The organism is Streptomyces sp. NPDC002206, assembly GCF_053593595.1.
The window spans coordinates 86,395-106,293 of the sequence record NZ_JBSFCW010000006.1; the positions used below are offsets into that span (position 1 = coordinate 86,395).

Annotated in this window: 21 protein-coding genes and 1 pseudogene; 13 read left to right on the top strand and 9 right to left on the bottom strand. The window is 71.1% G+C overall.

The window, feature by feature from the left end; translation table 11 throughout:
- Window positions 1–40: 40 nt before the first annotated feature.
- Together ACWCP8_RS14335 and ACWCP8_RS14340 are read left to right on the top strand one after the other, a co-directional pair.
- Window positions 41–760 carry a VWA domain-containing protein gene (locus ACWCP8_RS14335; RefSeq protein ID WP_451116153.1) on the top strand — a complete coding sequence of 240 codons (720 nt, stop codon included), beginning with the start codon at window positions 41–43 and terminating at the stop codon, window positions 758–760.
- Window positions 757–1,320, top strand: a complete 564-nt coding sequence (locus ACWCP8_RS14340) for a HutD/Ves family protein (protein WP_352264380.1) — start codon at window positions 757–759, stop codon at window positions 1,318–1,320. Before ACWCP8_RS14335 ends, ACWCP8_RS14340 begins: the two co-directional genes overlap by 4 nt.
- 6 nt (window positions 1,321–1,326) lie before the next feature.
- Here ACWCP8_RS14340 and ACWCP8_RS14345 read toward each other — a convergent pair whose 3' ends face one another.
- Entirely contained in the window at window positions 1,327–1,614 is a 288-nt protein-coding gene (locus ACWCP8_RS14345; protein ID WP_451116156.1) for a hypothetical protein, read from the bottom strand.
- Between the two features lie 159 nt (window positions 1,615–1,773).
- On the opposite strand from ACWCP8_RS14345, the gene ACWCP8_RS14350 reads away from it, so the two are divergent.
- Window positions 1,774–2,277 (top strand): pyridoxamine 5'-phosphate oxidase family protein, encoded by a 504-nt coding sequence (locus ACWCP8_RS14350; RefSeq protein WP_451116158.1) that lies wholly within the window; start codon window positions 1,774–1,776, stop codon window positions 2,275–2,277.
- Window positions 2,278–2,383: 106 nt separating this feature from the next.
- On the opposite strand, the gene ACWCP8_RS14355 is transcribed toward ACWCP8_RS14350, so the two are convergent.
- Both ACWCP8_RS14355 and ACWCP8_RS14360 read right to left on the bottom strand, forming a co-directional pair.
- Window positions 2,384–3,391, bottom strand: a complete 1,008-nt coding sequence (locus ACWCP8_RS14355; protein WP_451116160.1) for an acyl-CoA dehydrogenase family protein — start codon at window positions 3,389–3,391, stop codon at window positions 2,384–2,386.
- The gene (locus ACWCP8_RS14360; protein WP_352264386.1) at window positions 3,391–4,572 is read right to left on the bottom strand and encodes an acyl-CoA dehydrogenase family protein; all 1,182 of its coding nucleotides are present in this window, start codon (window positions 4,570–4,572) and stop codon (window positions 3,391–3,393) included. The genes ACWCP8_RS14355 and ACWCP8_RS14360 overlap by 1 nt, the downstream gene beginning before the upstream one ends.
- Before the next feature lie 114 nt (window positions 4,573–4,686).
- On the opposite strand from ACWCP8_RS14360, the gene ACWCP8_RS14365 reads away from it, so the two are divergent.
- The 5 genes from ACWCP8_RS14365 to ACWCP8_RS14385 all read left to right on the top strand — a co-directional run bounded on the left by ACWCP8_RS14365 (window position 4,687) and on the right by ACWCP8_RS14385 (window position 9,638).
- A complete protein-coding gene (locus ACWCP8_RS14365; RefSeq protein WP_352264388.1) occupies window positions 4,687–5,469 on the top strand; it encodes an SDR family oxidoreductase in 783 nt (260 codons plus the stop codon).
- Between the two features lie 79 nt (window positions 5,470–5,548).
- Window positions 5,549–6,136, top strand: a complete 588-nt coding sequence (locus tag ACWCP8_RS14370) for a TetR/AcrR family transcriptional regulator (protein ID WP_382831775.1) — start codon at window positions 5,549–5,551, stop codon at window positions 6,134–6,136.
- Between the two features lie 31 nt (window positions 6,137–6,167).
- Window positions 6,168–7,325 carry an acetyl-CoA C-acetyltransferase gene (locus tag ACWCP8_RS14375; RefSeq protein ID WP_451116163.1) on the top strand — a complete coding sequence of 386 codons (1,158 nt, stop codon included), beginning with the start codon at window positions 6,168–6,170 and terminating at the stop codon, window positions 7,323–7,325.
- A gap of 248 nt (window positions 7,326–7,573) precedes the next feature.
- Window positions 7,574–7,777, top strand: coding sequence for a cold-shock protein (locus ACWCP8_RS14380; protein ID WP_003969786.1), 204 nt, complete (start codon window positions 7,574–7,576; stop codon window positions 7,775–7,777).
- Window positions 7,778–7,913: 136 nt separating this feature from the next.
- Window positions 7,914–9,638 carry a DEAD/DEAH box helicase gene (locus ACWCP8_RS14385; RefSeq protein WP_451116165.1) on the top strand — a complete coding sequence of 575 codons (1,725 nt, stop codon included), beginning with the start codon at window positions 7,914–7,916 and terminating at the stop codon, window positions 9,636–9,638.
- A gap of 70 nt (window positions 9,639–9,708) precedes the next feature.
- Here ACWCP8_RS14385 and ACWCP8_RS14390 read toward each other — a convergent pair whose 3' ends face one another.
- The 4 genes from ACWCP8_RS14390 to ACWCP8_RS14405 are packed head-to-tail and all read right to left on the bottom strand — an operon-like array spanning window position 9,709 to window position 13,176.
- Window positions 9,709–10,791 (bottom strand): NAD(P)H-dependent flavin oxidoreductase, encoded by a 1,083-nt coding sequence (locus tag ACWCP8_RS14390; RefSeq protein ID WP_352264394.1) that lies wholly within the window; start codon window positions 10,789–10,791, stop codon window positions 9,709–9,711.
- Window positions 10,792–10,799: 8 nt separating this feature from the next.
- Window positions 10,800–11,564, bottom strand: a complete 765-nt coding sequence (locus ACWCP8_RS14395) for a CoA-transferase subunit beta (RefSeq protein ID WP_451116167.1) — start codon at window positions 11,562–11,564, stop codon at window positions 10,800–10,802.
- Complete coding sequence (locus ACWCP8_RS14400; RefSeq protein WP_451116358.1) at window positions 11,561–12,415, bottom strand: CoA transferase subunit A; 855 nt, start codon at window positions 12,413–12,415, stop codon at window positions 11,561–11,563. Before ACWCP8_RS14400 ends, ACWCP8_RS14395 begins: the two co-directional genes overlap by 4 nt.
- A gap of 17 nt (window positions 12,416–12,432) precedes the next feature.
- On the bottom strand, window positions 12,433–13,176 hold the full coding sequence (locus ACWCP8_RS14405; protein WP_352264399.1) for an enoyl-CoA hydratase family protein: 744 nt from the start codon (window positions 13,174–13,176) through the stop codon (window positions 12,433–12,435).
- 86 nt (window positions 13,177–13,262) lie between these two features.
- On the opposite strand from ACWCP8_RS14405, the gene ACWCP8_RS14410 reads away from it, so the two are divergent.
- A complete protein-coding gene (locus tag ACWCP8_RS14410; protein ID WP_355993395.1) occupies window positions 13,263–14,207 on the top strand; it encodes an SDR family oxidoreductase in 945 nt (314 codons plus the stop codon).
- 90 nt (window positions 14,208–14,297) lie between these two features.
- Here the strand turns inward: ACWCP8_RS14410 and ACWCP8_RS14415 are convergent, their stop codons facing one another.
- Window positions 14,298–15,197: a hypothetical protein gene (locus tag ACWCP8_RS14415; protein WP_352264403.1), complete on the bottom strand. Its 900-nt coding sequence runs from the start codon at window positions 15,195–15,197 to the stop codon at window positions 14,298–14,300.
- A 256-nt stretch (window positions 15,198–15,453) separates the two neighbouring features.
- Between ACWCP8_RS14415 and ACWCP8_RS14420 the strand changes: the two are divergent.
- Window positions 15,454–15,639, top strand: a pseudogene (locus ACWCP8_RS14420) (trypsin-like serine protease); the annotation flags it as partial.
- Between the two features lie 10 nt (window positions 15,640–15,649).
- On the opposite strand, the gene ACWCP8_RS14425 reads toward ACWCP8_RS14420, so the two are convergent.
- Window positions 15,650–17,452: a glycoside hydrolase family 35 protein gene (locus ACWCP8_RS14425; protein WP_451116170.1), complete on the bottom strand. Its 1,803-nt coding sequence runs from the start codon at window positions 17,450–17,452 to the stop codon at window positions 15,650–15,652.
- A 218-nt stretch (window positions 17,453–17,670) separates the two neighbouring features.
- Between ACWCP8_RS14425 and ACWCP8_RS14430 the strand changes: the two genes are divergently transcribed.
- The 3 genes from ACWCP8_RS14430 to ACWCP8_RS14440 all read left to right on the top strand — a co-directional run bounded on the left by ACWCP8_RS14430 (window position 17,671) and on the right by ACWCP8_RS14440 (window position 19,799).
- A complete protein-coding gene (locus ACWCP8_RS14430; protein WP_451116171.1) occupies window positions 17,671–18,555 on the top strand; it encodes a helix-turn-helix domain-containing protein in 885 nt (294 codons plus the stop codon).
- 50 nt (window positions 18,556–18,605) lie between these two features.
- Window positions 18,606–18,941 (top strand): chorismate mutase, encoded by a 336-nt coding sequence (locus tag ACWCP8_RS14435; RefSeq protein ID WP_352264408.1) that lies wholly within the window; start codon window positions 18,606–18,608, stop codon window positions 18,939–18,941.
- Between the two features lie 273 nt (window positions 18,942–19,214).
- Window positions 19,215–19,799 carry a dihydrofolate reductase family protein gene (locus ACWCP8_RS14440; RefSeq protein ID WP_451116173.1) on the top strand — a complete coding sequence of 195 codons (585 nt, stop codon included), beginning with the start codon at window positions 19,215–19,217 and terminating at the stop codon, window positions 19,797–19,799.
- Window positions 19,800–19,899: the final 100 nt, after the last annotated feature.

A 19,899-nucleotide genomic window follows, 5' to 3' on the forward strand; every position in this document is an offset into this window, starting at 1 on the left:
GCGTAACCTCGTAACTCCCGTACCAGGAACGGAGTCCCGTATGGCAGCCATCAGCCTGCGCAAGGTCGAGGAGACGGCGCCCGCGCTGGTCAGCCTCTACAAGAGCGCGGGGGTCTCGCTGCAGAAGCACGGGCTGAGCGGGGAGCGTGCGGCGGTCTACCTCGTCCTCGACTACTCCGGCTCCATGAAGGAGTACTACAAGGACGGCAGCGTCCAGGCGCTCGCCGACCGGGTGCTCGGTCTGTCGGCCCACTTCGACGACGACGGCCGCGTGCCCGTCGTCCTCTTCTCCACGGACATCGACGCGGTCACCGAGATAGCCCTGGACAACCACCGCGGGCGCGTCGACGAGATCGTCGCGGGCCTCGGGCACATGGGGAAGACGAGCTATCACCTGGCCATGGACGCGGTCATCGACCACTACATCGACAGTGGCTCGACCGCGCCCGCACTCGTCGTCTTCCAGACCGACGGCGGTCCGATCAACAAGATGGCGGCCGAGCGCTATCTCTGCAAGGCGGCGAAGCTGCCGATGTTCTGGCAGTTCATCGGCTTCGGCAACAAGCGCAGTTCGCAGTTCAACTTCCTGCACAAGCTCGACGAACTGGCCGTTCCCGCACAGCGTCCCGTCGACAACGCAGGCTTCTTCCACGCCGGACTCGACCCGCGGCAGGTCCCGGACGCCGATCTCTACGACCGGCTCGTCGCCGAATTCCCGCACTGGCTGGCCGCGGCCCGAGCACAGAGGATCGTCAAGTGACGCTACGAGTACTGAGGGCGGCCGACCGCACGGCCGTGCCCTGGAAGAACGGCGGGGGAGTCACCCGGGAGATCGCCGCGTCCCCCGAGGGCGCACCGCTGGACGACTTCGACTGGCGGGTCAGTCTCGCCGATGTTTCCGCGGACGGGCCGTTCTCCTCGTTCCCGGGCGTCGACCGCACACTGACCGTGGTCGAGGGCGCCGGGATGGATCTGATGGTGGGCGGCGAACACCACATCGTCGACGAGCAGTACTGGCCGCACGACTTTCCCGGAGACCTGGAGACGGACGGCCGGCTGCTCGGCGGCCCGGTCGTGAACCTCAATGTGATGTACCGCAGAGAACGTACGACGGCGGAGATCGCGGTCGTACGCGGCACCGTCCGGCTGCTGGCGCCGCAGAGCGGTACGGTCCTGGCCGTCGCGCTGGAGGACGGTGCGGTGCTCGACGGCCACGACATCGAACTCGACTGCTACGACGCAGTGGTGGCCGACAGCGCATCGCCCGGAGTGCTCCGGACCCAGGGCTGGGCCCTCCTGGTCACGCTGTCCGTCAGGTAGCTGCGGTCACGCGCCGGGAACCCGGTAGCGGTGCGCCTTCGACATCTTCGGCGGTCCGGACGTCATGGGCAGGCCCAGTTTCTCGGCGACCGGCAGCATCACGCTGCCGAACTTCTCCGCGGCCTCCGGGGACTCCCACAGGTCGAAGAGCTCCACCCCCGAATCGGTCACTGTGCAGACCTGCGACAGGCAACCGGCGAAGGGGTCTCCGGGCAGTGCCTGAAGTTCCCTCTGGAGAGCGTCGTACTGGTCGGTCGTGACGCCCGACAGAGTGGCATGCACCAAGATTGCCATCGTCAATCACCTCGGGTTCACGGGATCAGTGCCTCCCCGCCGTCACGCTGACGGCCATGTGCCTCGTACAGCAGAACACGATCGACCCAGGACGGCATCCGATCAGGTGGCCCGGAAAACCGGACAGAAGATGTCGGGATTCAAGGGTTCGATGGAGTCATGACATCGACTTCCTGGGCAGCGTTCCAGTCGGCGGAGCCGGACTTCGCCGAGACCGTTCAGGCCCGCTTCGGGCTGTACAAGCACCACGTCCTGGCCACCCTTCGCAAGGACGGCTCGCCGCGTGTGACCGGCCTGGAGGTGGATTTCCGCTTCGGTGAGCTGTGGCTCGGCATGATGCCGAACTCGCGCAAGGCACTGGACCTGCGGCGCGATCCCCGGTTCGCGGTGCAGGCCAACCCGGGACCGGACGACACGATGGCCGATGCCGACGTCCGGATCTCCGGCCGCGTGGTGGAGGAGACCGACCCCGACATCCTGGCCCGCTTCGTCGAGGAGGCAAAGCCACCGGAGCCGTTCCACCTGTTCCGCACGGAACTGACGGAGGTGGTCCGTACGGGGTTGAAGGGCGAGGAACTGATCGTCCAGACCTGGCGCCCGGGCACCTCACTGCGCACGTTCCACCGGGGAAATGACGACAGCACCCGGCGCGAGGCAATCTGAAGCGACCGGGCCGGGCCGGGCCGCCGGCCCGGGCCACGTCAAGTCCGCCGAGCGGGAGCATCAAGCCCGCGAGGGGGTCCCATGCCCTTCGGGCCGTGGCGGGACATCAGGGGCAGCGCGGCCACCGGGCGTCCCTGGTCACCAGCCGCCCCCGGCAATCCCCCCGCACCCCCCAGGCATCCCGCAACGGCCCCGCCTTCCGCACCCACACCGACAGATCCAGCTCCTCCGTATACCCCACCGCCCCATGCAGCTGCAACGCCGCCCGCGCCGCCGCGTATGCCGCTTCGCCCGCCACGACCTTCGCCGCCGCCACATCCGCTCCCGCGCGCGGCGTCCCTTCGGCGAGCGCCGCCGCAGCCCCGTACAGCAGTGGGCGGGCGAACTCCAGGCCGATCAGCGTGTCCGCCAAGCGATGCTTGACCGCCTGGAACGATCCGATCGCCACCCCGAACTGAGTGCGCTGCTTCACGTACGCGACCGTGGCCCGCAGCAGCGCCTCGCCCGTCCCGAGCGCCTGCGCCGCCGTGGCGAACGCCGCCCAGTCCGCCGCCGCACCGGCCGCCTCCACCACCCGTGGCCCCGAGGCGAGCACCTGCCCGCCGGGCTCGACCCGGAACAGCCGCCGCGCCGGATCGGACGAAGCGCGGAGCGGGCCGTGTCCGGACGCGAGCCGCAGCTCGTCCCCCGACACCGCGAACACCGCGTCCACGGCGTCCGCGTCCAGTGCGAACGCCCTGTCGTCGAGCAGGAGCGTCGCCGACACCGCCCCCGCCGCCATCCGGGGCAGCCACTCCTTCGCCACCGGACCCCCCACCCCGCTCAGCAGTACCCCCGCCGCCACCGTCTCCACCACCGGCCCCGGCACCGCGTGCCGCCCCAGCTCCACGAAGGCCACCGCGAGTTCCACCGGAAGCGGTCCGACACCCTCGTACGCCTCCGGTATCGCGAGCGCGAACACCCCCGCCTCCGCGAGCCGCGCCCACAGGGCCCGTCCCGGTCCGTGGTCCCCGGCGCCCCACGCCCGGACGGCCGCGGGCGTCTTCGCGGCCGACAGCATCGCGTCCAGCGAGCGAGCGAAATCCCGCTGCTCGTCGTCGAGGAGGAATCGCATCAGCGCCGTCCCTTCGGCAGGCCGAGCAGCCGCTCGGCGATGATGTCCCGCTGGATCTCGTTCGTGCCGGCGTAGATCGGGCCCGCGAGGGAGAAGACGTGTCCCTGCGCCCACTCGCCCTCCGCGAGTTCGCCGTCCGGGCCGAGCAGATCGAGCGCCGTCTCGTGCAGCGCGATGTCGTACTCCGACCAGAACACCTTGTTCAGACTCGACTCGGCGCCGGTGACCCCCGCTTTCGGCTCCGTCCGAGCGGGGGGACCCCCTTCGCCCGCCGCGAAGCGCGACGCATGGGCGTACGTGAACAGCTGGTACGCGCGGGCCCCGATCACCGCGTCCGCGACCCGGTCCCGCATCGCCGTGTCCGACGGGTCGCCGTGGGTACGCCACAGCTCGGCCAGCCGGTCCGCGGCAGCCAGGAAGCGGCCGGGGGAGCGCAGCGTCAGCCCGCGCTCGTTGCCCGTGGCCGACATGGCGATGCGCCAGCCCTGGCCCGGCTCGCCGATGATGTCCTCGTCCGGTACGAACACGTCGTCCAGGAAGAGCTCGGCGAAGGCCGGCTTGCCGTCGAGCCGTCCGATCGGCCGGACGGAGACCCCCGGCGCCGACAGGTCGAACATCAGATACGTCAGCCCGTGGTGCGGCTGCGCGGCCTCGGGGTCCGTACGGAAGATCCCGAACGCCCGGTCCGCGAACGCGGCCCGGGACGACCAGGTCTTCTGCCCCGACAGCAGCCAGCCGCCGTCCGTGCGCACCGCGCGCGACCGCAGCGACGCCAGGTCCGAGCCCGACTCCGGCTCGGACCAGGCCTGCGCCCAGATCACCTCGCCACTGGCCATCGGCGGCAGGACCCGGGCCCGCTGCTCGTCCGTCGCGTGGTCGAAGAGTGTCGGGGCGAGCAGGTTGATGCCGTTCTGCGAGACCCGGCCGGGGCCGCCCGCCGCGTAGTACTCCTCCTCGAAGATCAGCCACTTGAAGATGTCGGCGCCCCGGCCGCCGTACACGGACGGCCAGGAGACGACCGACCAGCGGTCCGCGTACAGCCGCGCCTCCCACTCCCGGTGCGCGGCGAAACCTTCCGCGGTCTCCAGGGAGGGCAGCGGTTCGGCGGGCACATGGGCCCGGAGCCACTGCCGGGCCTCGGCCCGGAACGCGTCCTGATCGGGGGTGAAGGTCAGATCCATCGGACGCCCGCCCTCTCTGTCGTCATCGGGCCCATCCTTCCCTAACAAGTGTTTGGTAGGTTAACGTACCGGCATGAGGCCGTCGAGGAGCCGGGAACCCGAGGAGGCAGGGGCGTGAGCGCACCGCAGTACATGCCGGGACACCAGCTGCTGACCGGCCGCACCGCCGTCATCACCGCGGCCGCCGGCGCCGGGATCGGCGGCGCCACCGCCCGCAAATTCCTGGAGGAAGGTGCCCGGATCGTCATCGGCGACGCCCACGCCCGCCGGCTCAAGGAGACCGAGCAGGCGCTCGCCGAGGAGTTCGGCGCCGCAAACGTCACCTCACTGCCCTGCGACGTCACCGACGAGACCCAGGTCCAGGCCCTCTTCGCCCACGCCGAACAGGCCCACGGCAGCCTCGACATCGTCGTCAACAACGCCGGACTCGGCGGTACCGCCGAGCTCACCGAGATGACCGACGCACAGTGGTCCAAGGTCCTCGACGTCACGCTGAACGGCACCTTCCGCTGCACCCGGGCCGCCCTGCGCTCCCTCAGGTCCGCGGGCCGCGGCGGCGTCGTCGTCAACAACGCCTCGGTCGTCGGCTGGCGCGCCCAGACCGGCCAGGCCCACTACGCGGCCGCGAAGGCAGGCGTCATGGCGCTCACCCGGTGCGCCGCCGTCGAGGCCGCCGCATACGGCGTACGGGTCAACGCCGTCGCCCCCAGCCTCGCCATGCACCCGCACCTGGTGAAGGTCACCTCCGCCGAACTCCTCGACGAACTGACCGGCAAGGAGGCCTTCGGCCGGTATGCCGAACCCTGGGAGATCGCCAACGTCATTGTCTTCCTGGCCAGCGGCTACTCCTCGTACATGACGGGCGAAGTGGTCCCCGTCAGCAGCCAACATGCCTGACCCGGCTCCCGCCGGTGCGTCCGCCGGGGGCAGCGCACGGGCGGAGAATGGGCGGGTGCCTACCAAGAAGAAGCCCCAGGTGACCCCTTCGCCCGAGCGGCGCCGGGAACTGCTCGACACCGCCGCCGAGGTCTTCGCCGCGCAGGGATACAACGCCACCACCGTCCGCAGGATCGCGGACGAGGCGGGCATGCTCGCGGGCAGCCTCTACTACCACTTCGATTCCAAGGAATCGATGATCGACGAGATCCTCTCGACCTTCCTCACCGAACTCTGGGAGGGGTACGACGCGGTGCTCGCCGCCGACCTCGGCCCCCGCGAGACGATCGAGGCCCTCGTCACCGAGTCCTTCCGGGAGATCGACCGGCACCGCGCAGCCGTCGCCATCTACCAGAAGGAGTCCAAGCACCTCGCCACCCAGCCGCGCTTCGCCTATCTCGTCGACTCCCAGCAGAAGTTCGAGAAGGCCTGGCTCGGCACGCTGGAACGCGGCGTCGCCGCCGAGGTCTTCCGCGCCGACCTCGACATCCGGCTCACGTACCGGTTCGTCCGCGACACCGTCTGGGTCGCGGCCTCCTGGTACCGGCCGGGCGGACAGCACAGCCCCGAGGAGATCGCCCGCCAGTACCTCTCGATGGTCCTGGACGGCATCGCCCTCGACACCTGACCCCACCCGAGCGCGCCGAGGAGCAGCAGCCATGGCCGAGGCCTACATCGTCGAAGCGGTCCGCACCCCCGTCGGCCGCCGCAAGGGCGGCCTCGGGGCCGTCCACCCCGCCGACCTCGGCGCCCATGTCCTGCGGGCCCTCGTCGAGCGCACCGGCATCGATCCGGCGGCCGTCGAGGACGTCGTCTTCGGCTGCCTCGACACCGTCGGACCGCAGGCCGGCGACATCGCCCGGACCTGCTGGCTGGCCGCCGGACTGCCCGAAGAGGTCCCCGGCGTCACCATCGACCGCCAGTGCGGCTCCTCGCAGCAGGCCGTCCACTTCGCCGCCCAGGGTGTCCTCTCCGGTACCCAGGACCTGGTCGTCGCGGGTGGCACCCAGAACATGACGCAGATCCCGATCGCCTTCGCCTCCCGTCGGGCCGCCGAACCCCTCGGCCTCACCGAAGGCCCGTACGCGGGCAGCGAGGGCTGGCGCGCCCGGTACGGGGACCAGCCGGTCAACCAGTTCCACGGCGCCCAGCTGATCGCCGAGAAGTGGGGCATCAGCCGCCGCGACATGGAGGAGTTCGCGCTCCGCTCCCACCGGCGGGCGATCCGCGCCGTCGACGAGGGCCGCTTCGCCCGCGAGACCGTCGTGTACGCGGACGTCACCGTCGACGAGGGGCCGCGCCGCGACACCACCCTGGAGAAGATGGCCGCACTCCCACCGGTCCTGGACGGCGGCACGATCACCGCCGCCTGCTCCTCCCAGGTCTCCGACGGGGCTGCCGCGATGCTCATCGCCTCCGAACGCGCCGTCGCCGAACACGGCCTCACCCCGCGCGCCCGCATCCACCACCTCTCGGTACGCGGCGAGGACCCGATCCGGATGCTGTCGGCGCCCATCCCGGCCACCGCGTACGCGCTGAAGAAGGCCGGCATGACCATCGACGACATCGACCTGGTCGAGATCAACGAGGCGTTCGCACCGGTGGTGCTGGCCTGGCTGAAGGAGACCGGCGCCGACCCGGACAAGGTCAACGTCAACGGCGGGGCGATCGCGCTCGGCCACCCACTGGGTGCCACCGGCACCCGACTGATGACGACGCTGCTGCACGAGCTGGAGCGCACGGGGGGCCGCTACGGCCTGCAGACCATGTGCGAGGGCGGCGGACAGGCGAACGTGACGATCATCGAAAGGCTCTGAGCCGGATGCGCCAAGGCTCCCGGGTGACCGCGCCGCGCGGCGGTGGGGTGGATCACACCGCGGATCTGCAGAACGTGCTACGGTTGCCGAGTTGCAGTTTTGGTACCCATGAACTTTATGTGCGCCTGACGGGAATGCTTCCTCAGGCGCATTATTGTTTTCCGGCTTTCTCCGGATGGGGCTCAATGCGGCGACTTGGAATTCGTAAAGTGCGGATTTCCGGCACTGCACCTCTTTAGGAGAATGACATGGCTACTGGAACCGTGAAGTGGTTCAACTCGGAAAAGGGCTTCGGCTTCATCGAGCAGGACGGCGGCGGCGCCGACGTCTTCGCCCACTACTCCAACATCGCCACCTCGGGCTTCCGTGAGCTCCAGGAGGGCCAGAAGGTCTCCTTCGACGTCACGCAGGGCCAGAAGGGCCCGCAGGCGGAGAACATCGTCCCGGCCTAATTGCCGCGACGCGTACCTCGCAGCCGGGGCCCGCACCGTGAAGGTGCGGGCCCCGGCTTGTGCTGTCCCGGGGATGCGCCGAAAGTCCCGGACAGTCCCCAGTAGTTCCCAGGAATCCCCAGGAGGGCAATTCCGTATGACCCGCTCCGAACGCCAGGACCGACCCGCCCGCACTCGCCCGTCGAGGGGGCGCGGCACGGCCCCGGCACAGGCAACCGCCAAGGGTTCCGGCAAGGGATCCGGCAAGGCGTCGCCCCGTCGCAGGGCCACGCCGCCGCAGGGTGAATTCGCCCTGCCCGAATCCATGACCCCCGCACTGCCCGCCGTCGAGGCGTTCGCCGAGCTGGACATGCCCGCCGCCCTGCTGAAGACCCTTGCCGCGCAGGGCGTCACCGACCCGTTCCCGATCCAGGGCGCCACCCTGCCGAACTCGCTCGCCGGCCGGGACATCCTCGGCCGCGGCCGCACCGGCTCGGGCAAGACCCTGGCTTTCGGTCTCGCGCTCCTTGCCCGCACCGCCGGCCGGCGCTCCGAGCCGCGCGCCCCGCTGGCGCTCGTCCTCGTCCCGACCCGCGAGCTCGCCCAGCAGGTCACCGACGCGCTGACGCCGTACGCGACGTCCGTGAACCTGCGCCTCGCCACCGTCGTCGGCGGCATGTCGATCACCAAGCAGTCCGGCACGCTGCGACGCGGCGCCGAGGTGCTCGTCGCCACGCCCGGCCGGCTGAAGGACCTCATCGAGCGCGGCGACTGCCGGCTCGACCAGGTCTCCATCACCGTCCTCGACGAGGCCGACCAGATGGCCGACATGGGCTTCATGCCGCAGGTCGTCGCGCTGCTCAAGCAGGTCGAGCCGGACGGTCAGCGGATGCTGTTCTCCGCGACCCTGGACAAGAACATCGACCGGCTGGTCAAGATGTTCCTGACCGACCCGGTCGTGCACTCGGTCGACCCGTCCGCGGGCGCCGTCACCACCATGGAGCACCACGTGCTGCATGTGGCCGACGAGACCGACAAGAAGGCCGTCGCCACCAGGATCGCCGCCCGCGAGGGCCGGGTGATCATGTTCGTGGACACCAAGCGGGCCGCCGACCGCTTCGCCAAGCGGCTGCTGGCCAGCGGTGTACGGGCTGCCGCCCTGCACGGCGGACGGTCCCAGCCGCAGCGCAACCGGACGCTCGACCAGTTCAAGAACGGCCAGGTCACCGCACTCGTGGCGACCAACGTCGCGGCCCGTGGCATCCACGTCGACGACCTCGACCTGGTTGTGAACGTGGACCCGCCGACGGACCACAAGGACTACCTCCACCGCGGTGGGCGCACGGCGCGCGCCGGGGAGTCCGGCAGCGTCGTCACGCTGGTGCTGCCGGAGGAGAAGCGGGAGATGACCCGGCTGATGGCTGACGCGGGTATCGCTCCGCGGACCACCCGGATCAAGTCCAGCGACGAGGAACTCACCCGGATCACCGGGGCCCGTGAGCCGTCCGGCATCGCGATCGTGGTCGAGGTCCCCCAGCCGACGCAGCCGAAGCCTCGGACGCGGTCGGGCGGTGCGGGTGCCACCGGTACCGGCGGTGCGTTCCGCGCGGGCAGCCGGGGCCGTGGCCGTCGCGGCGGAGCCGGTGCCGGCTCCGGCTCCGGCTCCGGGTCCGCTCAGGGCGGCGGCGAGATGCGCTCGGGCGGTGCGGCTCGGGCCGGCGGCGCGGGGCGTGGCAACGGTTCGGGCGCAGGCGCGGGGCGTGGCAACGGTTCGGGCGCAGGCGCGGGGCGTGGCAACGGTTCGGGCGCAGGCGCGGGGCGTGCGGGTGGCTCCGGGCGAAGCAATGGCAGTGCGGCCGCGCGAGGCCGCAGGGCGGCGTAGCAGCGTACGCGGTGCGGTGACAGGTCGACGACCGGGGCACCGCACCGGGGCGCTGCCCCGGGCGCCGGTCTCAATCGCCGGACAGGCTTGATGTATCCGCCTGTCCGGCGATCGAGGTCAATGCCTCCAACGTCCGCTGTGCCTCCTTCATCAACCGGCCCACCAGCTCCTCGCAGCTCGGCAGGTCCTCGATGACGCCCGCCACCTGGCCCGACGCCATCACCCCCAGATCTGTCCGGCCGTCGACCATGGATGCCTTCAGCAGCATCGGGGTGTTGGCCGCCAGCAGCACCTGGCTCCAGGACAGATCCTTGCCGTGCCTCATCGCAAGGCCGTCGCGGACCATCCGGGACCAGCTGAGCCCCGAGATCCGCTTGAAACCCGCCGCCCGGCGTACCGCCTGGACCAGAGCCCTGGGGCGGCTCGCGTGCTCCAGTGCGGCGACCATCTCCGTACGCAGCATCCGGTGCGGCAGCCCGTCCACCGCCGTGGTGACCGTGACGTCCCTGACACCCGCCGCCAGATAGCGGGCCTTCACCGCGTCCGGGACCGTCGAGTCCGACGTCAGCAGGAACCGCGTGCCCATCGCGATGCCCGCCGCCCCGTACGCCAGAGCCGCGACCAGCCCGCGGCCGTCGTGGAAGCCGCCCGCCGCGATCACCGGGATGTCCACCGCGTCCACCACCTGCGGCAGCAGTACCGTCGTCGCCACCTCGCCCGTGTGCCCGCCGCCCTCGCCGCCCTGCACGATCACCGCGTCCGCGCCCCACGCCGCGACCTTCTCGGCATGACGCCGCGCGCCGACCGAAGGAACGACGACCACCCCCGCGTCCTTCAGCTCGGCGATCAGCTCCTTCGACGGGGCCAGCGCGAACGACGCGACCTTCACGCCCTCGTCGACGACGATCCGTACGCGCTCGCGCGCATCACCGGCGTCGGCGCGCAGATTGACCCCGAACGGCGCCTGCGTACGGGACCTGACCTCCCGTACCGCGGCGCGCAGCTGCTCCACGGTCATCGTCGCGGAAGCCAGAATGCCCAGCGCACCGGCCTCGGCGGTGGCGGAGACCAGCCGGGGCCCGGCGACCCAGCCCATGCCGGTCTGCACGATCGGGTACCGGACGCCGACCAGCTCGGTGAGGGGTGTGCGCATCGGATCCATCAGCCCCTGACCTCGCGGTTACGGGTGCCCTCCGGGTCGATGACCTCGCGGATCAGCCGGAGCTCCTCGGGGGTCGGCTCGCGGGTGTACGGGACGTCGTCCGCGATCGTCAGCGCGAAGCCGGTGGCCTCGCGGACCTGGTCCGCGGTGACACCCGGGTGCAGCGAGGCGAGGCGCATCGAGCGGTCCGCGGTCGCGAAGTCGAGGACTCCGAGATCGGTGACGACACGCGGGATGCTGTGGTAACGGGTCGCCGACGGGCTGGCGGCCGCCGCACTGTCGTATCCGACCCCGCTGATCATGTCGACGCGCTCGACGAACACCCGGGGGGAATGCTTGGGAATCCAGTAACTGACCGGGTTGTTCAGGGTGTTGACAGGGGCGCCGCGTACGCCGAGCAGCTGGCGGGCGGGCTGTTCCCAGTCGCCGATGCAGGAGATGTTCTGGTTGCCGAACCGGTCGATCTGGCCGGCGCCCATCATCACGTGGCGCCTGCCGCCGGTGACCATGGTGAGGTGCAGGCGGTACGGCAGCCAGCCCTCGGGCGTGCCGTCGAGGCCGACGATCATCGCCTCGCCGTCGGTCAGCAGCAGTTCGGGCGAGAAGGTGCGCTTGGCGAGGCGGGCGCCGACGGACGGGATCAGGCCCATCGGGCTGGCGAGCACCTCGCCGTTGTCGCGCCAGGCGTCCGCGCAGGCGATCACGCAGTACTCGGCGCGGGTGACGGTCCGGGTACCGGGGGCCGTGGTCTCAGGGGTCGTCACTTCTGCTCCTCGTGCCAGGTCCGGACGGCCGAACGGTAGCTCTTCTCGCTGCCGTCCAGGGGCAGGAACCGGGCGGTGAACGCCGCCCAGGCGGCCGGGTCGGCGGCCGCGGTGGCGTATGCCTTCTGGAACGCCTCGTCGCGCGGGTGGTCGGGGGCGCAGGAGGTGAAGTGCGCGCCGTTCGGGGTCTCGACGACGCCGGTGACCGAGTGCCGCTTGACGAGCAGGGTCTGCGGGGCGGCCCGCACGGTCAGTTCGGCCGTCTCGACGAGCCGTTCGCAGGAGACGTACGCGGTATCGGCGGCCTCGCAGAACAGGTCGTCGAAGTACGGGTCGGGCCCGAGGTACTGGCCGTTGCCGGACCGGTCGGCGCGGTTCAGGTGGACCAGCGCCGCGTCCATCCGCAGGGCCGGCATCGCGACGAACTCCTCGCCGTCCGCGTACGGCGAACGCACCGTACGCAGACCGGGGTTGACCCGCATGACGTCAGATCCGATGCCGGCCCGGACGGGCAGGAACGGCAGCCGGTTCGCGGCGGCGTGCAGCCCCCACATGAACATCGCCTCGTCGACCTCCGTCAGTTCGAAGTCGCCGCGCTGGCGGGCCGCTCTGAAGTGCGGTTCGAGCGGGATCGAGTCGAGAGTGGCGAAGGCCGCGATCAGTCTGCGGATCCGGCCGGCGGCGGCGAGCAGGCCGACGTCGGGGCCGCCGTACGAGATCACGGTGAGATCGGTGATCCGGGACCGGAGCAGTGCACGCACCAGCGCCATCGGCTTGCGGCGCGAGCCCCAGCCGCCGATGCCGATCGTCATGCCGCTGCTGAGCCGGGAGACGACCTCGTCGACCGTCATGGTCTTGTCGGTCACCGTCATGCCTCCTTGCCGAAGGTGTTACGGACGCGGTCGGCGGCTCCGCTGAGGTTGGCCTCGTAGGTGAAGCCCTGCTCGAAGCGGTAGCTGCGGCGGACGTCCACCGGGTCGATGCCGTTGATGGCGGCCTTGGCGAGCCGGATCAGATACCCGTCCTTCCGGGCGATCTCGCCTGCCAGCTCCAGCGCCGCGTCCCGGAGTTCGGTGCGCGGGACGACCCTCCAGACCGAACCGTGGGCGTGCAGCTCGGCGGCCGTGACGGTGCGCGAGGTGTAGTACAGCGCGCGCATCAGATGCTGCGGGACGAGCCGGGCGAGATGCGTCGCGGCGCCGAGTGCGCCCCGGTCCAGTTCGGGCAGGCCGAACGTCGCGTCGTCGCTCGCCACGATCGCGTCGGCGTTGCCGGCCAGTCCGATGCCGCCGCCGAGGCAGAAGCCGTGCACTGCGGCGACGACCGGCACCTCGCACTCGTACACCGCGGCGAATGCCTCGAAGCAGCCCCGGTTGGCGCCGATCAGGGTGTCGTGCCCGGAGTCGCGCTGCATCTCCTTGATGTCGACGCCCGCGTTGAACCCGCGCCCGGCGGCGGCCAGGACGACGCAGCGGACCTCGGGGTCACGGCCCGCCGCGCGGAGTGCGTCCGCGAGGTCGTACCAGCCCTGCACGGGTAGGGCGTTGACGGGCGGGTGATCGACGGTGACGACGGATACGCCCTTGACGGGGCTTGTGGTGGAGACACCCATGAGCGGATCAGCTACCTTTCCACCAAACATTTGTTAGATGTGGAAGGTAGCAGCCTGCCCCCGCATCGCCAACAAGGAGATGTGAGATGACCGCAAGCAGCGATGGACATGGCACGGGGCTCTGCGCGGGCCGTGTGGTGATCGTGACGGGGGCCGGGCGGGGGCTCGGCCGGGCCCACGCCCTCGCGTTCGCAGCCGAGGGGGCGAAGGTCGTGGTCAACGACCTGGGTGTCGGACTCGACGGGGCCGGCGGGGCGTCCCCCGGACCGGCCCGGCAGGTGGTCGACGAGATCGAGGCGGCGGGCGGCGAGGCGGTGGCCCACGGTGGTGACATCGCGACCGGGGCGGGCGCGGCCTCGCTGATCGGGGCCGCGCTGGACACCTACGGGCGGCTGGACACCCTGGTCAACAACGCGGGCTTCCTGCGCGACCGGATGCTCGTCAACCTGGACGAGGACGACTGGGACGCGGTGATGCGCGTCCACCTCAAGGGCCACTTCCTCACGCTGAAACACGCGGCGGCGCACTGGCGGGCCGAGACCGAGGCGGGCCGCACCCCTGTCGCCCGGGTGATCAACACCAGCTCGGGTGCGGGGCTGCTCGGCAGTGTCGGCCAGGGCAACTACTCCGCTGCGAAAGCCGGGATCGTCGGCCTGACACTGGTCGCCGCGGCGGAGATGGGCCGGTACGGGGTCCAGGTCAACGCGATCGCCCCGGCGGCCCGCACCCGGATGACCGAGCAGACCTTCGCGGAGACGATGGCGGCGCCGGGGGAGGGGACGGGGGCGTTCGACGCGATGGCGCCCGAGAACGTGTCACCGCTGGTGGTGTGGCTGGGCTCGGCCGCGAGCGACGGGGTGACCGGACGGGTCTTCGAAGCGGAGGCGGGCCGGATCACGGTGATGGAGGGCTGGCGCCCGGGGCCTTCCGTGGACCGAGGCGCGCGGTGGGCGCCGGTGGAGGCGGGGGAGGCGGCACGGAAACTGCTGGCGGAGGCGGGGGTGGGGCGGCCGGTGTACGGGGTGCGGTGACGGTGGTGTCCCCTACCCGCCTCTTCCCGATACCGGGTGCGCTGCCCCGGCCCCCCCGCTCCTCAATCGCCGGAGGGGCTGGTTTTCCGCTCACGTGTCGCAGTCCAGCACCGTGCGGCAGAGTCCGCACCGCACCCGCACCCGCCCCCGCACCGCAACCCGGATCCGCTGAAGGCACGTCGGGCACGCGAACGAGACCCGCAGCCCGTCCGGTCCGTCCTCGAAGGCGTACGGAACACCGGGGGCCGGGGCCGCAGCCGCGCCCGGATGGTCCCGGGCGTACCGGCGGACCTTCGCGTAGCGCCGCCGGCCCGCCCACCCGGCCGCCGCGAGCGGTGGCTGCCGGGTGTCCTGTTCCGCCCGCGCCCGCCCCGCCGCGAACGCCTCGTAGGCCTGCGGGCTGGTGAACCACGGTGAGGGATCCTCGTCGAAGGCGAACGCCCGCTTGGCCAGGACGTACCCGAACTCCTCCGGGGTGAGGTAGCCGAGTTTCTGGCTGGACGTGCCGTCCTCCCGGAACGCGTCGAGCAGCAGCCAGCCCGCGCCCAGATACGTCGTCGCGGTGTCGGTGAGGATCTCGTTGTCGCGCGTGCCGGGAAACTCCAGGCCGAGGCGGTGCAGCAACACATGCATGACCTCGTGCGAGAGCGCGGCGCCGATGTCCCTGCGGTGGGTACGGAAGCGGTCGTTGAGCTCGATGAAGTACTCGGGGCCCGCTGCGAGTTCGACACTTCCCGCATGCTCCATCGCCCGGAACGCGACGATCATGCGGGCGTCCGGCAGATGCAGGTGCTGGACCATCGCCCGCGCCACCCGCTGTGCGCCGAGATGCAGATCGTCCTGGTCGGAGAAGGCTGCGTCGGCGGGCGCGAGGCTCGGGGCGTAACTGCGGACACCGTCGTACGACAGCCTCCGGTACAGCGCGGTGATCGCGGACCGGACGGTGTCGAGATGAGGGAAGCCGTGTACCACCGGACTGTCGTTTGTCACGCCCGCACCCCCTCCGTGACGCTCAACCGGCCTCCACTGTAAGCGGATGCGGGCCGATCGGTGGCGAGGACGGGAGCGAGGACCGTCCGCGGCGTTGGCCGAAAAGTGAACCTTGTGGGGTCTGTGATCGCTTCTCGATAATCCGGCCATGCCCTTGTCGGGTACATGCCGACGTCGGACAAGTCTCGACCCACCCCCCACGCACCCCCCACGAAAGAGGGCGCTTCGTTGAATCGGCTTCTGCGCACCTTGAAAGGGCGGTGTGGACACCTGCCAGGGCGACTCCGGCGGTCCCATGTTCCGCAAGGACAACGCCGGAGCCTGGATCCAGGTGGGTATCGTCAGCTGGGGCCAGGGCTGCGCCGAGCCCGGCTACCCCGGTGTGTACAGCGAGGTCTCGACCTTCGCCGCCGATATCGCCTCCGCGGCAGCCACGCTCTGACGCCGCAGTATCAGCTCCGAACAACCCCGGATGTGCCCATGTGCACGGGCACACCCGGGCCCAGCTCCGCGTACGGAGCCCCCGCACCCTCCACCTCCAGCACCCACACCTCATTGATGCCCTCCCGCAGCACCGGACCCGGCACGTACAGCGTCCGCTGCGGGCCCGCCGACCAGTAGCGGCCCAGACAGAAGCCGTTCACCCAGACGAACCCGCGTGTCCAGCCCGGCAGTTCGAGACCCGCGTGATCCGCGTGCCCCGGTTCCGTCAGCTCGAACGACCCCCGGTACAGCCCGGTGCGCCCCTCCACGACATCCCCGAACGGCACCCCGGCCACCGCGCCCGGCTCCTCGAACGCGGCCAGCCGCAGCGCCCTGGCCCGTACACCGTGCAGGTACTGCCGCTCGTGCAGCACCCCGCCCGTGATGCCCTTCGGCTCACCCAGCCGCGGCCCGTAGTTGACCCGGCCCAGCGACTCCACCCACAGCTCGACGGACGCAGGCCCGGCCACGGGCGTGTCGAGGGTGGCGCTCCCGTCGCCCAGCACGCCTTCCCGGACGCCGTTCACGTACACCACAGCCCGGTCCCGGAGCCCCGTCACCCCCAGCGTGTAAGGCTGCCGCGGACCCGGAACATCCACGTGATAGCGCACCAGGCCCCGGTCGACGCCCAGCTCCTCGAACGTCGGCGGAACGCCCGACTCCGCCGGTTCCGGGTCGCCCAGCGCCTCCAGCACGCCGGACAGCGGCACCCACCCGGTCAGCTCCGCCCGCACCGGCGCCGCGAGCCCGGCCGGCTGCGGCGGCAGATCAGGAAGCGGACCGTCCGCGAACTCGGCGAGGACCTCCCGGAACAGCCAGAACTTCTCCGTGGGCCGCCCGTACTCGTCGATCGGGGCGCCGTAGTCGTACGACGTCACCGTCGGCAGGAAATCCTCGTCCTGCAGCGAACCGGACCGGTTGGCCCCCGCCCAGCCCGCGAAGTTCGTCCCCCCGTGCGCCATGTAGATGTTCACGGACGCCCCGCACTCCAGGATCTCCCGCAGCGCCTCGGCGGCCTGCGCCGGTTCCCGTACGACCGGCGGAGCACCCCAGTGCCCGAACCAGCCGCACCAGAACTCCATGCACATCAGCGGACCCTTCGGCTGATGCCGGCGCAGCACCTCGAACGCCTCATGCGCCCCCGACCCGAAGTTCGCCGTGGCGAGCAGACCGGGCACGGAGCCGCCCGTCAGCATGTGGTCCTCCGGACCGTCGGACGTGAACAGCGGCACACTCACCCCCTGGTCGCCCAGCAGGTCCGCCAGCCTTCGCAGATAGACCGCGTCGGTGCCGTAGCTGCCGTACTCGTTCTCCACCTGAACCATGATCACCGGACCGCCGCGGTCGATCTGCCGTTCCACCACCTGCGGCAGCAACTGCGCGAACCACCGCTCGACCGCCCCCAGATACCCGGCATCACGGCTCCGCACCCGCCGCCCGAACCGCCCCGTCACCCAGACCGGCAGCCCACCGTTCTCCCACTCGGCGCAGATGTACGGACCCGGGCGGACGATCGCCCACAGTCCGGCCCGGCGCGCCGCGTCCAGGAACCGGCCCAGCGCCGCCACGTCCCGGAACACACCGGGCTCCGGCTCATGGAGGTTCCACGGAACGTACGTCTCGACACAGTTCAGGCCCATGGCCCGAAGCATCGAAAGCCGGTGATCCCACTGCGCCTCGTGCACCCGGAAATAGTGCAGGGCTCCCGACAGCAGGCGTACGGGGTTCCCGTCGAGCCGGAAGTGGTCGTCCCCCACGGTGAATTCAGCCATCGTGCTCGTGCTCTCCTGTTGCGCCGGTCCCACCCCCGAAGCCGCGCGCCCCGAGGCCGCACGACGGTACGCACCACGGAGCGGGCGGACCCGGGAGGAATGCTGCAGCCACCCTCGCCCCCTGGCGTGCGGCCGGTCCATGGACAAAGATCGCTGCTGTTTGGACACAATGCGCAGATCACCGAACCGACCCCGGCGGAGCGGAGGAAGGAAAGCCGATGTCGACGTACCACACCTGGATGCGCTTCTTCACGCCCAGCCCGCTCCACCACCGGCTGGGCCTCGTCTGCCTGGGCGTCGGCCTGCAGCACGGCATGCTGCCCACGGTCGGCCCCCGCACCCTGGACCACCATGTGGCCGTCGTGATCCACTCGGGCAGTGGCTGGTTCGCCGGCCCCGACGGCCGCCGGCTGCCCATCACCGCCCCCGGCCTGATCTGGCTGACCCCCGGTACCCCGCACCACTACGGCGCCGACCCGGGCACCGGCTGGGACGAGAGTTTCGTCGACTTCACCGGCCCCGCCACCGCCACGTACACCGAACTCGGCTACATCGAACCGGACCGCCCGCTCGTCCCCCTCGCCGACACGGCGGGCCCGCGCGCCGCCGTGAGCCGGATCGTCCGCGCGGCCCGACGCGGCAACCCGCTGCTGGAGGTCGAGACCGGCGCCGCCGTCCATGAACTCCTGGTCGCCCTGCGCCGGGCCCGCGCCGATGTCAGCCCCGACGGCGACCCGGTCCTGCAGGCCCTCGCCCGCGACGCGTTCCAGCCGCTCTCGGTCGCCGACCACGCCGCCCGACACAACATGACGCCCGCCGAACTGCGCACCGCGGTACGACGCGGCGCCGGCTGCAGCCCCAAGGACTACCTCCTGGGCATCCGTCTCGGCCGCGCCAAGGAACTCCTTGCCGCAACCGAACTGCCCGTCGCCGCGGTCGCCCGCCGCGTCGGCTACGACGACCCCGCCTACTTCTCCCGCCTGTTCGCCCGCCGCGTCGGCACCGCCCCGGTCCGCTTCCGCGAACAGCAGGGCCGCGCCGTACCGGGCGGCTGGAGCGACACGATCCCCGACCCGGACCACCCACCGATGATCAGCCCCTGAGGGTTGTCCCGCAGCAGGGCCCCGGACCCGGCCGTCTAAGCTCGTCGACCATGACCACCAGCGACACCGACGAGTCCGTACGCGCGGAACTGAACCGGCTCCGCGAAAGCATCGACAACATCGACGCTGCTGTTGTCCACATGCTCGCCGAGCGCTTCAAGTGCACCCAGCAGGTCGGCCATCTCAAGGCGAACCACAAGCTGCCCCCGGCCGACCCCGACCGCGAAGCCGAACAGATCGCCCGCCTGCGCCGCCTCGCGGAGAACGCGAAACTGGACCCGGCCTTCGCGGAGAAGCTCCTCAACTTCATCATCGCCGAAGTGATCAGGCACCATGAGCGGATCGCCGGCGACCCTCCGGCCGGCGACGCAGCCGCTGAGGGGTGATCCCTCGCGTCCGTCCGCTCCCCGCCGGCCCGTACCGACCGGGTGGCATTCCGCGTTGTCGTCGTCCCGGTGGGTAGCTTGGGAGTGCCCGTCGGGGACTTGTGCCGACGGCGTTCGTCGCGTACGACAAGGAACGGGCCGCCGCGGCTGCCGAGCGGGACCTTCCCGTCGAGGCGCCCGGCAGCCGACCGCCTGCTCGGCAGGGCCCGGTCGGCGCACCTCCGGCCCGAGCCGTTGGACCCCCGAACCACGATGGCGTTGGCGAGGACCGTGATGAGAAAAGTCATCCTGATGATGTCGGTGTCCCTCGACGGCTTCATCGAGGGGCCGGACCGCGACATCGGCTGGCACCTGGTCGACGACGAGCTGCACAGCCATTTCAACGACGAACTCGCAGCGATGGGCGGCTTTCTGAGTGGTCGTGTCACCCATGAGCTGATGGCCGGGTTCTGGCCGACGGCCGACGCCGACCCCTCGAACGCCGGGCCGATGGCGGAGTTCGCCGGCATCTGGCGCGACATGCCCAAGCTGGTGTTCTCCAGGACCCTGGAGCGGGCCGACTGGAACACCACCGTGGTGCGGGACGTCGTCCCCGAGGAGATCATGGCGCTCAAGGCGCAGCCGGGCGGGGACCTGTCCCTCGGTGGCGCCGATCTCGCCGCGGCCTTCAGGGAGCACGATCTGATCGACGAGTACCGCGTCTACGTCCATCCGGTCCTCATCGGCCGGGGCAAGCCGCTGTTCCGGCCGACGGACGCGAAGAGCGATCTACGACTCACCGGGACCCGGAGCTTCGGCAACGGGGTCGTCCTGCTTCAGTACCGGCGTCCCGAGGAGATCTCCGCGGCAGGGCGATGACCTCCCGCGCGGACTCCCGTCCGCGGGGAGGTCATCGCGCGTCGGCACCGCGGTCCGGGCGCCGGATCGCACAGCACCGGGCGGGCAGCCGACGACATCG

Coding starts and splice junctions, on each gene's coding strand:
- ACWCP8_RS14335 (WP_451116153.1), top strand. CDS start 41: ATGGCAGCCATCAGCCTGCGCAAGGTCGAGGAGACGGCGCCCGCGCTG.
- ACWCP8_RS14345 (WP_451116156.1), bottom strand. CDS start 1,614: ATGGCAATCTTGGTGCATGCCACTCTGTCGGGCGTCACGACCGACCAG.
- ACWCP8_RS14350 (WP_451116158.1), top strand. CDS start 1,774: ATGACATCGACTTCCTGGGCAGCGTTCCAGTCGGCGGAGCCGGACTTC.
- ACWCP8_RS14355 (WP_451116160.1), bottom strand. CDS start 3,391: ATGCGATTCCTCCTCGACGACGAGCAGCGGGATTTCGCTCGCTCGCTG.
- ACWCP8_RS14360 (WP_352264386.1), bottom strand. CDS start 4,572: ATGGATCTGACCTTCACCCCCGATCAGGACGCGTTCCGGGCCGAGGCC.
- ACWCP8_RS14375 (WP_451116163.1), top strand. CDS start 6,168: ATGGCCGAGGCCTACATCGTCGAAGCGGTCCGCACCCCCGTCGGCCGC.
- ACWCP8_RS14380 (WP_003969786.1), top strand. CDS start 7,574: ATGGCTACTGGAACCGTGAAGTGGTTCAACTCGGAAAAGGGCTTCGGC.
- ACWCP8_RS14385 (WP_451116165.1), top strand. CDS start 7,914: ATGACCCGCTCCGAACGCCAGGACCGACCCGCCCGCACTCGCCCGTCG.
- ACWCP8_RS14390 (WP_352264394.1), bottom strand. CDS start 10,791: ATGCGCACACCCCTCACCGAGCTGGTCGGCGTCCGGTACCCGATCGTG.
- ACWCP8_RS14400 (WP_451116358.1), bottom strand. CDS start 12,415: ATGACGGTCGACGAGGTCGTCTCCCGGCTCAGCAGCGGCATGACGATC.
- ACWCP8_RS14405 (WP_352264399.1), bottom strand. CDS start 13,176: ATGGGTGTCTCCACCACAAGCCCCGTCAAGGGCGTATCCGTCGTCACC.
- ACWCP8_RS14410 (WP_355993395.1), top strand. CDS start 13,263: ATGACCGCAAGCAGCGATGGACATGGCACGGGGCTCTGCGCGGGCCGT.
- ACWCP8_RS14425 (WP_451116170.1), bottom strand. CDS start 17,452: ATGGCTGAATTCACCGTGGGGGACGACCACTTCCGGCTCGACGGGAAC.
- ACWCP8_RS14430 (WP_451116171.1), top strand. CDS start 17,671: ATGTCGACGTACCACACCTGGATGCGCTTCTTCACGCCCAGCCCGCTC.
- ACWCP8_RS14435 (WP_352264408.1), top strand. CDS start 18,606: ATGACCACCAGCGACACCGACGAGTCCGTACGCGCGGAACTGAACCGG.
- ACWCP8_RS14440 (WP_451116173.1), top strand. CDS start 19,215: ATGAGAAAAGTCATCCTGATGATGTCGGTGTCCCTCGACGGCTTCATC.